This is a genomic window from Desulfopila sp. IMCC35008 (assembly GCF_010646885.2).
Taxonomy (GTDB): domain Bacteria; phylum Desulfobacterota; class Desulfobulbia; order Desulfobulbales; family Desulfocapsaceae; genus Desulfopila.
On the sequence record NZ_CP050700.1, the window covers coordinates 5,904,555 to 5,921,539 of the forward strand.

Sequence of the window (16,985 nt, forward strand, 5' to 3'; positions counted from 1 at the left end):
ATTGCAACTCCCGCCCATTAAACAAATTATTTAATAAAGAGTTCTGCTCGGTTTGGTTTTAACTCCAGTCCAGGTTATGAGGCTACACAGCTCCGTACAGACTTGTCTGCGTCTGTCCTGGCCCCGTCCTCGCTGACACCTTCGGGTGGTGTAACTCGTATTGTTGCAACCTTATTTTGGGTGAAGAAGTCGATGCCGTCCTTGCCCTGGACTTTATCGGTTCCGAGGTGGGAATCTTTGATACCACCGAAAGGCAGGTAGGGATGAGGTGCACAGATACCGACGTTGACACCGACCATGCCGACATTGGCCTCAGAGATAAATTTCTCGGTGTAATACTGGTTCTGGGTGAAGATGCAGGCACCATTGCCGAACTCCTGCTCACGGATCAACTGAAGGGCGTCGTCGAGATCTCGGATCTTCATGATAGAAACGACCGGTCCGAAAATTTCTTCCTTGGCAATTCTTCGGCATGGGGTTACATCGGCAAATACCGTCGGTCCGACAAAGTAGCCGTTCTTATTGGCCTCGGGAAGATCAGGGTTTCGACCGTCAAGCAGTAGTTTAGAACCCTGCTCAATACCGATCTCAATGTAATTTTCTATATTCGCTTTGGCCTTAGCAGAAATGACGGGTCCCATATAAATATCTGGATTCATGGCGTCGCCGATAGTGATCTCTTCAGAGGCCTTCAATACCCGCTCGATCAGTTCGTCGTAGACTTCGGGAACTGCGGCGACTATGGAGCCGGCGAGGCAACGCTGACCGGCAGAACCGTAACAGGAATGCTTGAAGTTTTCGATAAATACATCCCAGTTGAGATCTTCCATGGCCACCAGAAAGTTTTTGGCACCACCCAGGAGCATGGAGCGCTTTCCGCCTTGTCCACAGGCTTGAGCCATTTTTTTGGCGGTAGGTGTTGAACCGACGAGGCATACACCGCTCATCTTCGGGTTTTCATACCAGGTTCCCGGGATGGCGCGGTTGCCGTGTACGATATTAATAACTCCCGGGGGCAGTCCGATCGCATTAAAGATGTCACCCATCTTCTGCATAAACAGGGGGGACTGGGTTGAAGGTTTGTAGATAAAGGTGTTGCCGACACCAATGGCATAAGGTACGAACCAGCCGAAAACGAGAGCCGGAAAGTTAAAGGGGGCAACGCCTCCAAAAACACCAAGCGACTGCTTGACCACGCGACCACTGATATTGTTGGCAATACCTTCGAGGGTTTCGCCCTGGATCAGGCTGGGAATGGAGCAGGCAGCCTCAAAAATTTCTATAACCCTGCGTATTTCACCGCGGGCTTCACTGATATGCTTGGCCTGGTCTACGGCGATGGAAACGGCCAGTTCCTCTTCGTGGTCGACCATGGCCTGGCGCATGGCAAAAAGATAGCCCATCCGTTTGCTGAGAGAAAATTTTCTCCACCCATCATAAGCGGCATAGGAGGAATCGACAGCTGACAGGGAGGTTTCTTCTGATGAGAGAGGCACCTCGCCGATCTCTTCACCGGTAGAAGGATTATAAAGAGGAACATAATCTACGCCTTTCTCCTCTACCCACTCGCCATTAATGAAGTTTTTGATTCTGGTAAAGTTCATATTGCCCATGGTTTTCTACTCCTTTAGGTGATTTGATCGGCCCTGTAGTAAACAGGACCCTGGTGACTCTGGGTTGATTTAGACGGATGGTGTTCGTCTGAATGGAGTCTGTTTTTGAAGATGAGTTCTCATTTTTAACTTACTAGAACACTAGGGTATTAGGGTACTAGGATATTAGTTGGGGTGTTGTTTGTCAACTCCTTTTAGTTGCGGGATAGTCTGCTATCGAATTTAATTCTCCCTGGAAATGTTTGTGTAGTACCAACCTCCGTGATTATGTTGAATCTTCACCTGGGATTAAGGATAGCGGGTGGAACCCTGGTCATATGTCGGGCAGTGCGGTTCTGACTTATTCCTGGTGAACTAAATCTACAATACACATTCAACAGCTATCCAGTTGCAAAAGCGCGTCCAATCCCATGAGGAAATCAGACGCGCTAGGGTACTACACAATTACACAGTAATCGATTCGAGAAGAGCTATCGATCTACAGCTCACCGATATCCTGAAGGAACTCTTTCCAGAGAGCAACGCCCTTGGCATTACCTTCAGATTTCTCGGCAACTTTCGGCCAGACTTCTTCAATGGCCTTAGCGCGCATTCTGGCAACTTCCTCTTCGGACATGGTAATAACTTCACCACCCGCATTCTTGAGGATGTCGAGAGCTTCCTTGACGCCTACTGCATGGAGCCTGGAGGTCTCGAAATAGGTATCCATGAAAACGCTGTTAATCTTGTCTCTCTGCCACTGATTCAGCCCTTTCCACTGGTCCAGGTTAATAAAGATCTCCTGATGCTGAGCCGGGCACCAGCCTGGCATGATCGCATACTTGATGACCTCATGGAAGGCCATGTCATCAATACCACCGGTATCCCAGTATGTTCCATCAATGGTTCCAAGCTTGATCGCGGTGTAGATATCTCCACCACCCATGGCAACTGGTGCGCCACCCATAGCTGCATGGAACAGTGCATGGGGACCACCAGCTCTCATCTTCTTACCTGCAAGATCTTCCATCTTGTGAACCGGGAACTTGGTGAACATGGCATTGGGTCCCTGACTGGTCCAGCCTACCCACTGCAGGTTACGTTCATTGGCGGCTTTCTGAACAATGTCACCGATTCTATACTTGGGATCGCCAAACATGGCTGCCCAGGCGTCACGGTAATTGTTGGCACCCATGGCCATACCGAAGGCCAGCATACCTTCAGGCATATCGCCGCCGTATACTGTTGCCCAACCGGCGTAACCGTCAATCATACCTGCTGCTGTGGCACCAAAAGCCTCAGAGCCTGAAGTGATGGCGCCAGCAGGCTCAAGCTTAATTTTTACAGTACCTTCTGTAGCCTTTTCAACGGCCTTGATCCAGGGCACAACGCCATTGGCCCAACCGGCATCAGAAGAATCGAAGCATGGCTGGAAAACCCACTTGGTTACCTTGTCAGGCTTACCATATTTTTCGGCGGCAATTGCAGAACCTGTTACGAGCATGGAGCAACCAAGAGCTATGGCAGCCAGTCCCTTTGTAAACTTCTTCATTACAGTCTCCTCCTATACATCTTGAGTTAGTGTTGGGTAAGACAGGAATTACCACTAGGTATTCCAATCTTCTTCACTATATTGAGGCCCGGTTCATCCGGGCCGATTACAACCTGTATCGGCGATGTTATTCCGAGACAATTCCTTTGGCTTTTCCTGTGATTACCGTAACAATGTCGTTAACCAGTTTTTTAAACACCACCAGCAGCATGACGATACCGGAGATCGGAATAAATATTTTCAACGGGTAAATCGGGATGGGTATGCTGGTCGGGGTAACCTGATTCATCTTTACTGACATCATAGCAGCATGGTATCCTTTCCAGACGAGAACGAACAGGAACATTAAGGTAAACACGACAGTAATGATGTCGCAGATAGCTTTCTTTCTGTCGGAAAAGTTCGCATAAAACAGATCAAGTTTTACGAAGGCATTGTCATTAAGGGCGTAAACGCCTCCAACACAGGCCATCATAACCATCGCCACCTGTACAGTTGTTGAAATCCACAGTGAAGGTGAATCAAGAACATAGCGCAGAAAGACGTCTGTCACCCCAAGAAACATACAGTATAGAAGGAGTATCCAGCCTATCCGTCCAAACAGTTCGGCGATCATGTCGATCACTTTTTCTATCATGGCCCAATTTCTCATTATATCCTCTCAAACAGTTCGTTGTTTTGGTGATTTTCTATGCGTAACCGATACATCAATTCAGTTTGGATGGCAGCCAGGTTGCAATCTCCGGGAAAAAGAAGATGAGCGCTAAACCGAGCAGCTGGAGCAGAATAAATGGCCCCACCGATTTGTAAACGTCTCCCATACTGACATTGGATGGCAGAACGCTTTTGAGCCAGAAAAGGACGAAACCGAAAGGCGGTGTCAGATATGCAATCTGAATATTGACGATGAAAAGTACGCCGAACCAGAGCTTGTCGATACCCAACTCGTTGATGATCGGAATATAGAGTGGGGTGCAGAGCATGATAATGGCCCAGTCATCCATGACGGTACCGAGCAGAAGGATAATGAACATCATCATCAACAGAATTCCGTGTTCGCCGCCAGGCATACCAAGAACCAGGGAGGTTACAAGCTCCTGGCAACCGAGGGAGTTGAAGATGTTAAGATAGATATTGGCGCCGATCAGTATCCAGAGACCCATACCGGTGAGTTTAACCGTGGTTTCAAGGGAATTCCTCATAACTTTCCAGGTCAGTTTGCGGTATATGATGTTGATAACCAGCGCGCCGGTTGCACCAAAAGCAGCTGCCTCGGAGGGGGTGGCGATACCGCCCCAGATTGCACCAAGTACTAGAACTATCAGGATAAGGAAAGGCCAGATGCCGATGAGTGCAAAGACCTTTTCCCTGACGGAGAAGCTCTCCTCTGCAGGCAGTGCCGGTCCGATATGCGGTTGAAATTTACAGCGGATACCGATGTAGATGATGTAAAAAGAGGCAAGCATCAGGCCGGGGATAAGCCCGCCGAGAAAGAGCCCGCCTATGGATACCTTGGCTAGCAGGCCGTAAAAGATAAAAGGAACACTCGGGGGGATCAATGCTCCCAGTGCACCACCGGCACCAATGGAGCCAATGGCAATCGCTTTATCATACTTGTATTTAAGCATTGAAGGGTAGGCGATTTGCCCCATGGTGATTGTGGCGGGAGGAGTAATGCCGGTGATTGCCGCAAAAATGGTACAAACCACGACTGTTCCCATGGCCAGGCCACCGGCGATATGACCTATGAGTTTGTAGACGGCGTCATATGCTGCTTCCGCAATGCCGGAAAAGCGGATGAGGCTTCCCATAAAAAGAAAGAGCGGCACCGTGACGAGTACACCGTTCCAGGGTGTATAGTAAAAAGCACTAGGGATCGCGAGGAGTGATCGCGGTTCGAAGATGGCGGCGAAAAGAACAGCGGTGCCGCCCAACCCCAGGGCTACAGGTAACCCTAGAAAAAGCCCGAAAAACAGGCAACTGAAATACAAGAAGGTTAATAACTCAATACTCACGGTCTCTCCTCTTTAGATTTCATCAATTATCTTGCTTCAATAACATCTTGGACTCCGACAGCGGAGTTCCTCAATAACCTGATATCAAAATAGCAAAGGGGTAATGATCGGGATGTTTCGTAAGTCGTCCGTCATGGTATCTCCTGTGCTTAAAATATACATGGGAAACAGATCCTAAAAGAATAACTGCAGCGGATGTGCTCTATGCCGTAACGAAAAGCAATATAGACAAAAGTTGAGAATAGAAGACACTTGGAATGTGGGTGGGGGAAAAGAAGAGTTGAGCTTGAGAATAATCATTGCTGAATTCGCTCCAAGTGTCTTACGATGCATTAAGATTTCATTAAACCCTACGATCTGATACCTGATATATCAGACATCAAAATGTGTGTCAAGAACAATCTTGAGCACAGGATTTAAACAGTATAAAAGCAAATATTCCGGATATTCAATGGTCTAGTACAAATAACGGTTTTATCGCGCCAGTAGTGTTATCAGGGATCTCTTTCAGGGCTCCTCGTGATACGGGTAATGAGGAGAACCTTTCGGGAAGCGCTCATCCGAAACCGAGAAGTATACGCCGGTGACGACCACCTTCCTCCCGGACCCGAATAACCGTCCGCATAGTTTATACAGCAATGACCGTACCACTTGAAATGGAATGGTGCAAAAGATCAATATTCCGTGGAAAATATAAAACCGTCTGTACGGGGAAGGGACCGGACTCCATAATGATAGATCAAAATGGTTGGAATGCGCACATATTTGTGAAACTAAATTACAAATATGTGCGAAGCCATGCTCTCGGGATACGCGCTACGTTCTTGTATGCACTGTTTAGAAGTTGAGAATTGAGGAGGGAGCAGGTGCGGAGAGGATATGCGTTCGTAAAAGAGGGGTGCAGACACGATAGGCCGGGGGGCGTCCCCGGCCTATCGTGAGGGTGCAACATGAAAGGTTGTAAGCTGTTAGCTCACCTTATAAAAAGGGTAGATAAACTCTTTTTGAAAATCAAACGACCAGTGGACGTCTTGCAGGATATGTGCTGCTGCTTTGCCATCTTTCTTTTTCAAACACTCAATAAACTGGGCGTGTTCTTCACCGTTTCGTAATTCCCACTCGGGAATGAAGTTGTGACGGGGGAAATCGTAGAGGCGATGTTTGATCGGCAGGATGAGCTTCTTGAGCATATCGTTGTCGGATATCTCCAGATAGGTGTTATGAAACTCCAGGTTACTCTCAAAAAGGTTGGTGAAATCACCTGAGAGGATCTCGTTATTCATTCTTTGGTTTATTTCTTCAAGCCGCTCGATATGAGATGAGGTGATCTTGTCAATTGATTCACGAATGATAAATGCTTCAATAAGGCCAATGGCATCATATGCCTTTCTCACATCATCAATAGAGAGTTTATTGACGAGAACGCCGCGGCGGGGAAGAATGGTTACAAATCCTTCGCATTCCAGGTGAATCAGAGCATCACGCAAGGGCGTTTTACTGATACCGAGCTCCTCGGCGATTTTGCCGATGTTGATCGTTGAGCCGGGAGTAAGGTTCCCATTGTTCATCTCCCGCCGCAGATGCAGATATACATGTTCGCTCAGTGAAGAATATTCCAGTGTTCCAACCATAATGATGTTTTATAACCTGACATTTATTAATGTTTGTATAGGGTTTATGCAAACATTGCAGTTTACACTTCCTGGTGAAGGTGTCAAGGGTCTTGGGGGTGAAGTCGTCGTTAACAGGTCTTTTCTACGCAATTTAGGAACCACAAGGAATTCAATGCAGCAAAACACGTTGGGACGGTATCGAAGAGTAATATGCACAACCATTATGAGGATAGGGCTGTGCTGGAATTACTTTCTGGCTGTAATCTTCGTATCGTTTTCGCAGGAGCAGGAGCAGGAGCAGGAGCAGGAACGATTCTTTGCCTGAATTCTTTCGAAGAACGGTTTTTCTGCGGCAAACGACCAATGTACATCGCGCAGATAAGTTGCGGCACCGCTCCCATCTTTCTTCTTCAGGAAGTCTATGAGGAGAGTGTGCTCATGGCAGTTTTTTTCTCCCCAGCGCCTGATATAGTTACGGCGTCGAAAATCGTCGAGACGCAGTTTCGTCTGCGAAATGAATTTCTTGAGGAGACTGTTGGTCGAGAGATCGGTATAGACACTGTGAAATTCAAGGTTGTCATCGTAGAGGTCCTGGAAGTCTTTACGCGTGAGGTTGTTGATCATTTTTGCGTTCAACTCCTCGAGTTGCTGGATATGGCCAGGCGTGATGTGTTCTATAAACTCTTCTATGATGAAAGACTCAACCAGGCCAACGGCCTCATAGGCTTCCCTGATGTCTTCTGTGCTCAGTTTATTGACCCTGACTCCCCGTCTGGGAATTATTGTCACAAAACCATCACTTTCAAGTTGGATAAGGGCGTCCCTGAGTGGTGTCTTGCTGATACCAAGCTGTGCGGCAATCGCCCCAAGATTAATCGTTGCGCCGGGCAGCAGATTCCCTTCACTCATCTGCGTACGCAGGTACCTGTATACCTGCTCGCTAAGAGATGAAAATTGAAGTTCAGGCCTCATCCGACCTATCCTTAAAATGAGTTGTGCTGGTATGGGGTATCCCGGCTGCGTGGTGCGACCGGGATAACCCGGATGACGTGGATCAGATAAATTCGGACGAACCAGGTTGTATCCTTAGTTCAGGCGGTGCAGCCTTCGAGGCTTTTGGCTGGAGATAATAGCAGGCTATATCTACAGCTGCAACACTACCGAAGACTGTACCGCATGAGTTGACCCTTGGTTACATTTCGGTTAGAGGAACTTTTCAACCGAAGTATAGTCGAGGCCAAATGCCTCAGCAACAGCCTTGTAAGTTATCTGACCATCGATAACATTGGCGCCGAGTTTGATCTCTTCATTCTCCTGCATGGCCTTCTTCCAGCCTTTGTTCGCGATCTCGACAGCATACGGGAGGGTTGCGTTGGTCAGGGCAACGGTAGATGTACGGGCAACAGCACCCGGCATATTGGCAACGCAGTAGTGGACAACACCATCAACAACAAAAGTCGGCTCGGCATGGGTGGTGGCCTTAGCGGTTTCAATGCAGCCACCCTGGTCGATAGCAACATCGACGATGACGGAGCCGTCTTTCATCTCTTTCAGCATCTCGCGAGAGATCAGCTTGGGAGCCTTGGCACCAGGGATCAGCACAGCACCGATGACCAGATCGGCCTTGGTTACATACTCTTTCAGGATAGCCGGGTTGGACATAATCGGGAAGACATTAGCAGGCATGACATCGTCAAGGTACGCTAATCTTTCAAGGTTGGTGTCGAGCATATACACCTTGGCGCCGAGTCCTGCGGCCATTTTTGCAGCATTGAGACCTACCACACCACCACCGATAACGACAACGGTGGCCGGGGCAACACCTTTCACACCACCAAGAAGGATACCGCGTCCGCCCTCAGGCATTTCAAGATACTTTGCTCCTTCCTGGGCAGCCATACGACCGGCAACCTCAGACATGGGTACCAGCAGGGGCAGGGATCCGTCTTTTTTCTCGATGGTTTCATATGCGATGTTGACGGACTTGGCCTTCATCAGCGCCTTGGTCTGCGGCTCGTCAGCCGCGAGGTGCAGATAGGTGAAAACGATCTGACCTTCACGGATGAGATCGTATTCGGAAGGCTGCGGCTCTTTGACATGCATAACCATGTCACAGGTGCCATAAACATCGGCAGGGGTTTCTGCGATGGTTGCTCCTGCTGCAACATAATCTTCATTAGGAAATCCGGCGCCGGTGCCTGCATTATTCTCAACAACGACCTCATGGCCGTTGGCGATCATGGTGGCAACACCAGAAGGAACCATGCATACGCGATTTTCCAGTACCTTGATTTCCTTTAAAATTCCGACTTTCATCTTCTACCTCCGAGGGTATGTAGAATGTAATGTTCATGCTGCCGTCGTCCGCTGTGGCCGACGGCTATATTCCGTTGTACCGGTCCAGGAGTGCCCGGGGCCGGTTATTAAATACCTTTTTCGAGGGCCTTGCGAACGCTCGCGACTACATGGTCGACCTGTTCCTTGGTGATAATAAGGGAAGGTGCGAAATTCATAACGGTGTTCAAACCGTCGAAACTTGAGTTCGTCCGACCGACGATGACGTTTTCTGCCATAACATTACCCATGATTGAGGCCATCTCGGCTTCGGATACCGGCTCTTTTGTCTCTTTGTTACGCACAAATTCTATGCCGCAGAACAGACCGACACCGCGTACGTCACCGACGATGGACAGCTCCTTGAGCTCAGTGAGTTTTTCCAGGAGATAAGCACCAACTTGTTCACTGTTCTCCATCAACTTTTCATCTTCAATGATTCTGGTTGATTCCAGGGCCGCGGCCATGGGACCGGCGCAGCCACCGTAGGTAGAGATGTCGCGGAAGTAGTTGAGTCGTGTTTCAGGGTCGCTCGGATCGTTGATGAAGAGGTCGTAGATCTCCTGTTTGACAACTGTGGCAGACAGTGGTTCGTAGGAGCTGGCCAGACCTTTAGCCATCGTGACGATATCAGGGTCGACGTCATACTGCTCGTGGCCCCAGAATTTCCCCGTCCGGGCAAATCCGCAGACGACTTCGTCCATGATCAACCAGATATCATGCTTCCGGCAAATATCCTGAACAATAGGGTAGTATTCCTTAACGGGAGGGATGATACCGCCGCCGGCAGTGATCGGCTCGACGATTACGGCCCCGACGGTATCCGCGCCTTCTTTGGCAATCACATCTTCTATCGCGTGGGCGCAGTCAATGTTACACTCTGGGTACGTCTTGTCAAACGGACAGCGGTAGCAGCAGCAGTGCGGAAATTCTACAAAGCCATCAAGGAATGGGCCGAAATCCTTTTTACGCTGGATCTGGCCGGTGGCACTCATGGCAGCGATGGTCGTTCCATGGTAATCGCGGTCGCGAAAGAGTATTTTGTATTTCCCTTCACGTCCGGGAACGATACGTGATGCCTGGCGGACAATTTTGAACGCTTTCTCGTTGGCTTCAGAGCCACTGTTGGAGAAGTAGACCTTGCCCATACGGGGTAACTTCTCGAGCAGTTTCTCCGCAAATTTAATGGCTGGGACATTACCAAAGACACCTGCAAAATATGGCATCTCAACCAATTGGTCGTAGACTGCCCTGGCAACAGATTCACGTCCATACCCGACCATTACAGACCATACGCCACCGGAGGTCATATCTGTATATTCGCGGCCACGGATGTCAGTAACGGTAATACCCTCACCTTTTACAATGATCATCTGCTCACTGGATTCAAAGACTTTATGTGGCTTTAAGTGGTGCCACAGAAAATCCTTGTCGCCCTTAACCATTTCATTCGCATCGTATTCTAGCCAGTTTGTGTTTGCCATGACCTTATTCCTCTTGGTTGACATGAAACCCAGTCAATTGCCTGCGATAGCCGGTAGGGGGCTGACTGGTCAAATTCCGTTTCGATTGCAGTGCCCGTTGCCATTGGCAGGCACTATGGTAATACGGTGGAAGCTTTTTGTGTCCGCAGGGCATCAGCAAATGATGCCCTGCAGATATCAGGTGATTTATGCCCCTTGTTGCGGGCACATGTCATCTTTACTTATACCGGCAACGACCTCAGGCTTTTTCATGGCATCACGGCGGAAGGGTTCGCCAAGCTCCATGTTGGTAAGCACCTCGATGAATGTGGTCTTGCCATCTTCCATCTGGGCCTTGACTGCAGATTTGAGTGTCTCGGTCAGTTCATCCATGGATCGTACCTGGACTCCTTCAACACCACAGGCCTGAGCTATGCCGGCATAAGAGACGTTGCGATCCAGCTCGGTGCCGACAAAGTTGTCGTTGTACCAGAGGGTGGTGTTGCGTTTTTCTGCACCCCAATGGTAGTTGCGGAAAATAACCATGGTGACAGGAGGCCAGGAGTCGCGACCGCAGGATACCATTTCGTTCATGGAGATACCGAAAGCTCCATCACCGGCAAAACCGACAACCGGTACGTCCGGCTGACCGACTTTAGCACCGCAGATAGCCGGGAAACCATAACCGCAGGGGCCGAACATGCCAGGAGCGAGGTACTTGCGGCCTTTCTCGAAGGTCGGGTAGGCGGCACCCAGGGCGCAGCTGTTGCCGATATCACCGGAGATGATTGCATCTTCAGGCAGGGCCTTGACGATTGCGCGCCATGCCATCCGGGAGGTGATCTTGTCCGGATCCGCTTTCTGGGCACGTGCATTCCAGTCGGTACCCGGGTCGTCGTTCTCATGATCCATGGTGGCCAGGTCTGCCGCCCAATCCGCCTTGGTTTTGGCAATAACCGCTTTCCTTTCTTCCCGATCTGTATCACCGGCACTGTCGGAAAGCTGTGCAAGAATTGATTGAGCTACCTTCTTGGCATCACCGACAATTCCTACGGCCAATTTTTTGGTCAGGCCGATCCGATCAGGGTTGATGTCAACTTGGATAACGTCTGCATTCTCCGGCCAGTAATCCATGCCATAGCCCGGTAGGGTGGAGAATGGATTGAGACGGGTACCGAGTGCGAGTACTACGTCGGCTTTGGAGATGAGTTCCATAGCTGCCCTGGAACCGTTATAACCGAGAGTGCCGGTGTGCAGGGGGTGGCTGCCTGGGAAAGAATCGTTGTGCTGGTAACCACAGGCTACCGGTGCATCAAGACGCTCGGCCAGTGCCTTGGAATCCTCAATGGCACCACCGATAACGACACCGCCACCGTTCAGAATGACCGGGAATTTTGCCTTGGAAAGAAGCTCGGCCGCCTTGGCGATTGCATCAGAACCACCGGCGGGCAGCTCAAAGTCGATAATGGTCGGCAACTCTATCTCAATAACCTGAGTCCAGAAGTCGCGGGGTACGTTGATCTGGGCAGGAGCAGAGGCCCGCTTGGCCTTAATGATGACACGGTTCAGGACCTCAGCGATACGTGCGGGATGACGTACCTCCTCCTGGTAGGCAACCATGTCCTCAAATGCTGCCATCTGGGGAACTTCCTGGAAGCCGCCCTGACCCATGGCCATGTTGGCAGCCTGCGGGGTAACCAGCAGCAGCGGTGTGTGGTTCCAATAAGCGGTTTTTACAGGGGTGACGAAGTTGGTGATGCCGGGGCCGTTCTGGGCTATCATCATGGACATCTTGCCGGTCGCACGGGTATACCCGTCAGACATCATACCTGCATTTCCTTCGTGGGCACAGTCCCAGAAAGTAATTCCCGCCTTGGGGAACAGGTCGGAGATAGGCATCATCGCCGATCCAATGATACCGAAAGCATGCTCAATACCGTGCATCTGAAGAACTTTTATGAATGCCTCTTCTGTGGTCATCTTCATTTTAGCCATTTTTCTTCTCCATTATATTTTGTATTCCCTGTCAGGGAGAATTACCTGCATCAGTCCGCAGGTGCATCCGAACTCTCTTTAAAATATCTGATACACCAGATACCAGTCTCGTGTCAACAGAATTTCCCCTCCCCTGATTCTATTTTCCACTACTCTTTTTTTCGCTTTTCAGGTGTACTGCCCCTTAAACACATCACAAATCGGAAAAAAACAGTTTTATAAGAGGATAGACGAAATTTCGGAATGACGGACCGGTGGCATTCAGCCACTCTGGCGGCCAGGTGATTGGCTACAGATTCCACGGTCACCGGGTAGGGGGCATCGTGGTGAAGAGTTCATGGGAGGAGGTCAGGTCCTCGTGCCTGTGTGCGTATCAGAAAAAAAGCCGCCGGACAGTTTTTACTGTCCGGCGGCTTGTAAAGTTTTCTGAACCAGGAGAACCTTTCTCCTTCGTCGAGAACAGGGATGCCAAGGTGGAAAATTACCGGCCAAGTACGGCGATGAGTCCGTTCATGGTCGCATCTACTATCGTATCGATGTCTTTTTTAGTTGCAATAAGTGCAGGGCAAAAGGTCAGGGTGTTATTTAAATTCGGAAGGCTACGGTTTGTCCGGCCGATGATTACACCGTTTTTCATGCAATGACCGACGATCTCAACCAGTTTACCCTCTGGCATCGCCTCTCTGGTCTGGCAATCCACGACCAGTTCGACACCGGCAAAGAGGCCCACACCGCGGATATCACCTACATTTTTATGTGAACCAAGTTTTTCTTTCAGCTGTGTCAGGAAATACGCACCAATATCCCTGCTGTTTGCTACCAGGTTGTCTTCCTCAATGACCTTGATATTTGCCACACCGGCAGCAGCGGATCCCGCGCATCCACCATAGGTGCTGATGTCACGAAAGTAAGATGCCGGATCAGAAGGTTCGTTGATAAACTCGTTGAACACTGCCTCAGTGGTGATTGTTGCAGCGAGAGGGGCATAGGAACTTGCCAGACCTTTAGCGGTTGTGACGATATCGGGGATAATATCATAGTGCTGATAGCCAAACCATTTCCCGGTTCTGCCAAGGCCGCAGACCACTTCGTCTATGATGAGCCAAACGTCATATTTATCGCATATTTGGCGTACCATCGGCAGGTATTCTTTGACCGGGGCAATAATGCCACCGCCTGCAGTTATCGGCTCGACGATAACGCCACCAACTGTATCCGGACCTTCGCGCAGGATTGTCTCTTCTACCGCCCTGGCGCACTCGATTTCACATGAGCCGTATTCTTTATCGAATGGACAGCGGTAGCAGCAGCAGTGTTCAAATTCAACAAATCCAGGCGTATAAGGGCCGTATTGCATTTTTCGTTCTTCCTGGCCGCCTGCGCTAAGAGCTGTGATGGTCGTTCCGTGGTAATCCCGATCCCTGTAGAGGATCTTATGCTTTTTACCTTCAAACTTCAGGGCAGCACGCTGGCGAACCATCTTAAACGCTTTCTCGTTGGCTTCGGATCCTGAAGGCGAAAGATAAACCCGGTTTAGGCCATCCATTTTTTGAACGATAGCTTCTGCTAATTCCACACTTGGTACGGTGCCGACCGTCCCTGCAAAATAGCACATCTTCATTATCTGTTCACTGACAGCATCGACAATACGTTTCTCGCCATAACCGACATTGACACTCCAGACGCCTCCTGAAAGTGCATCGAGATATTGCTTGCCGTTTATATCCCACACCTTCATGCCTTTGCCCTCGGTAATTATGAGGGGGTCGTTCTGTTTGAAGATGGCATGCTGGGTGATATGGTGCCATAAATGGGCTTTATCTTTTGCGACTAATTCTCCGGTATCGGTAGTCATTTTGTTTCCTTTATGTCCATGAGATTTTCGGGGTGACATCTCAATTATTACTGGGGAAAGAGAATTTGGCTCCTTCCCTGATACTTGAAGATGGCCAGCGCTGGGTAATTGTTTTGCGCCTGGTCCAGAAGCGGATACCATCTGGCCCGTACATGGAAAGGTCGCCGAAGAGTGAACGCTTCCAGCCGCCAAAGCTCTGGTAAGAGACGGGCACAGGCAGGGGAACATTCACCCCGACCATGCCTACCTTGATATTATCGGTGAAGTAGCGTGCCGACTCGCCGTCTCTGGTGAATATGCAGGTACCATTCCCGTATTCATGGTCGTTGATCAGGTCCATTGCCTCCTGCTGGGTCGTGACTCGAACTATGCCAAGCACCGGTCCGAAGATTTCATCTTTATAGATTTTCATCTCCGGTGTGACATGGTCGAACAGGCAGCCTCCAAGAAAGTAGCCTTTTTCATAGCCTTCAATAGCGATGTTGCGGCCATCAACCACAAGTGTGGCACCTTCTTCCACGCCCAGGTCGACATATCCTGTTACCTTCTCGAAATGGGCCTTGGTGACCAAGGGGCCCATGTCGTTGTTATTGTCGCGACCAGGCCCGATCTTCATCATTGCCAGCTCGGCTTTGACTTTTTCTACTACGGTATCACCGGTTTCCTCTCCCACTGCCACTACTATTGGAAGAGCCATGCACCGTTCACCACAGGAACCGTAGGCGGCACCCATGATGGCACTGACCGCGTTGTCGATATCTGCATCAGGCATGAGAATGGCGTGATTTTTTGCTCCGCCCAGCGCCTGAACGCGTTTGCCGTTAGCCGTGGCAGTTGAGTAGATATATTCTGCGATTGGGGTTGACCCGACAAAGCTGACGGCCTGGACACGGGAATCGTTGAGCAGGGTATCCACCGCCTCCTTGTCTCCCATGACCACATTGAGCACCCCTGCGGGGAGTCCGGCTTCGAGAGCGAGTTGGGCCATAAAGAGTGATGCTGTGGGAGTTCTCTCGGAAGGTTTCAGGACAAAGGTGTTCCCGCAAACGACAGCCAGTGGCCACATCCAGAAAGGGACCATGGCCGGAAAATTAAACGGGGTGATCCCGGCGACGACACCAAGTGGTTGAAATTCACTCCAGGAGTCAATGGACGTTCCAACATTCTTGCTATGCTCTCCTTTGAGCAATTGGGGAGCGCCGCAGGCGAACTCCACATTCTCGATAGCGCGGGTAAGCTCTCCCATTGCATCATGGTGAACCTTGCCGTGTTCGTCGGTAATCATGTTGCAGATAGTTTCGCTGTGTTCTTCCAGCAACACTTTCAGCTTGAACATGACCTGAGACCGTTTGGCGGGGGAGGTGTTTCTCCAGGCAGGGAATGCCTTGTCCGCAGCTGTAATTGCTTCTTCAACCGTGGCTTTTGTGGCCAGTGCAACCTGTTTGGTCACCTCACCGGTGGCAGGATTGTAGACATCCTGTCGGCGACCTCCGTTATCGGCTACGAGCTGACCATTTATTAAATGTCCGACAATCTTTTCCATTTTTCCCTCCATTGGGCCATGTTCCCGCCTTGCTCTTTCCGCTGGCGAGGTGTTTTTATTTTTAGACGTAAGATGGAGCTGGAGATACTGTAGCAGTGTTTAATAAATTAGACAATAAAAAATTACCCCGGTGACAGGGGAGGGAGAATGCGGAAGGAAGAAGAGGGGGGGTGGTTGTGTGTGTTATATATTAAACAAGTGCTCTGGCTTTAAGATGTGGGGGGATGGATTGAAAGCCTCGGGGCTCCGGGCAAGGGGAGAGTCGCTTTGCGGGAAGTCATGAAATTCCGAGTGAAGTATCACCTGCAAAACGAGAGAATTAGAGTGTTGGTGGGGAACAGGAGCTGACCATCTCTACTGTCTCATCACCAATATTGCGGAAACGATGGGGGATGCGGCTATCGAAATAGTAGGCGTCACCCGGACCAAGGGTGTACACTTCCCCCCCGACCGTAAGCTCCAGCAGGCCCCGGATAACGACACCGCCTTCTTCCGACTCATGACGCAGCATATCCTCACCGCTGTCGGCCCCAGGTTCGATTCGTTCGTGAATAATCTGCATGGCTTTTTCTTTAAGGTCTCTGCCGACCTGTCTGAAGGAAAAGCCTGAGCTACCTATTTCCAGGAGTTCTTCTGCCTTGAAAACAATCTGGTTTTTTTCATCGAAATCGATAGTGAAAAAGTCGGAAAAAGAGATTGGAATGGCGTCGAGAATTTTCTTGAGTGTGGCCAGCGATGGGCTGTTTCGGTTTTGCTCGATCATGGAGATAATCCCGTTGGTTACCCCGGCTTTCTTGGCCAGAGCACGTTGGGAAAGGCCGTACATCTCCCTTAGCGCCCGTAATCGTTGCCCCGCATCTAGATCCATTGTAATGCCTCCTGCGTAAACCTGATTAGGCCTGAATATGGCCTCGTACTGGAAATATCAGCTCATTTGTTTAAAATACTATGCATGTCAATAGAAGATATAAGTCAAGAGTGTTGATCAGGCAATGTAAAACAGCGGTTGACGAGAAAAGTAGT

General features: G+C 49.8%; 12 protein-coding genes. All 12 read right to left on the reverse strand.

From position 1 onward, the window contains the following. Positions 1-74 precede the first annotated feature (74 nt). The 12 genes from GA520_RS25325 to GA520_RS25380 all read right to left on the reverse strand — a co-directional run bounded on the left by GA520_RS25325 (position 75) and on the right by GA520_RS25380 (position 16,830). Complete coding sequence (locus tag GA520_RS25325; protein ID WP_240910039.1) at positions 75-1,613, reverse strand: aldehyde dehydrogenase family protein; 1,539 nt, start codon at positions 1,611-1,613, stop codon at positions 75-77. Between the two features lie 478 nt (positions 1,614-2,091). Beyond that, positions 2,092-3,144 (reverse strand): TRAP transporter substrate-binding protein, encoded by a 1,053-nt coding sequence (locus GA520_RS25330; RefSeq protein WP_163336191.1) that lies wholly within the window; start codon positions 3,142-3,144, stop codon positions 2,092-2,094. Positions 3,145-3,271: 127 nt separating this feature from the next. Then, the gene (locus tag GA520_RS25335; RefSeq protein ID WP_163336192.1) at positions 3,272-3,796 is read right to left on the reverse strand and encodes a TRAP transporter small permease subunit; all 525 of its coding nucleotides are present in this window, start codon (positions 3,794-3,796) and stop codon (positions 3,272-3,274) included. Positions 3,797-3,851: 55 nt separating this feature from the next. After that, positions 3,852-5,159, reverse strand: coding sequence for a TRAP transporter large permease subunit (locus GA520_RS25340; protein WP_163336193.1), 1,308 nt, complete (start codon positions 5,157-5,159; stop codon positions 3,852-3,854). A gap of 968 nt (positions 5,160-6,127) precedes the next feature. Then, complete coding sequence (locus GA520_RS25345; RefSeq protein ID WP_163336194.1) at positions 6,128-6,790, reverse strand: GntR family transcriptional regulator; 663 nt, start codon at positions 6,788-6,790, stop codon at positions 6,128-6,130. A gap of 228 nt (positions 6,791-7,018) precedes the next feature. Next, entirely contained in the window at positions 7,019-7,744 is a 726-nt protein-coding gene (locus GA520_RS25350) for a GntR family transcriptional regulator (RefSeq protein WP_163336195.1), read from the reverse strand. 231 nt (positions 7,745-7,975) lie between these two features. Continuing rightward, positions 7,976-9,088: an alanine dehydrogenase gene (gene ald / locus GA520_RS25355; protein ID WP_163336196.1), complete on the reverse strand. Its 1,113-nt coding sequence runs from the start codon at positions 9,086-9,088 to the stop codon at positions 7,976-7,978. Between the two features lie 107 nt (positions 9,089-9,195). Next, entirely contained in the window at positions 9,196-10,590 is a 1,395-nt protein-coding gene (locus tag GA520_RS25360; RefSeq protein WP_163336197.1) for an aspartate aminotransferase family protein, read from the reverse strand. Between the two features lie 186 nt (positions 10,591-10,776). After that, complete coding sequence (xsc, locus tag GA520_RS25365) at positions 10,777-12,555, reverse strand: sulfoacetaldehyde acetyltransferase (RefSeq protein WP_163336514.1); 1,779 nt, start codon at positions 12,553-12,555, stop codon at positions 10,777-10,779. 490 nt (positions 12,556-13,045) lie between these two features. Further along, positions 13,046-14,419, reverse strand: a complete 1,374-nt coding sequence (locus tag GA520_RS25370; RefSeq protein ID WP_163336198.1) for an aspartate aminotransferase family protein — start codon at positions 14,417-14,419, stop codon at positions 13,046-13,048. A 40-nt stretch (positions 14,420-14,459) separates the two neighbouring features. Then, complete coding sequence (locus tag GA520_RS25375) at positions 14,460-15,962, reverse strand: CoA-acylating methylmalonate-semialdehyde dehydrogenase (protein WP_163336199.1); 1,503 nt, start codon at positions 15,960-15,962, stop codon at positions 14,460-14,462. Positions 15,963-16,281: 319 nt separating this feature from the next. Beyond that, complete coding sequence (locus tag GA520_RS25380; protein WP_163336200.1) at positions 16,282-16,830, reverse strand: cupin domain-containing protein; 549 nt, start codon at positions 16,828-16,830, stop codon at positions 16,282-16,284. Positions 16,831-16,985 lie beyond the last annotated feature (155 nt).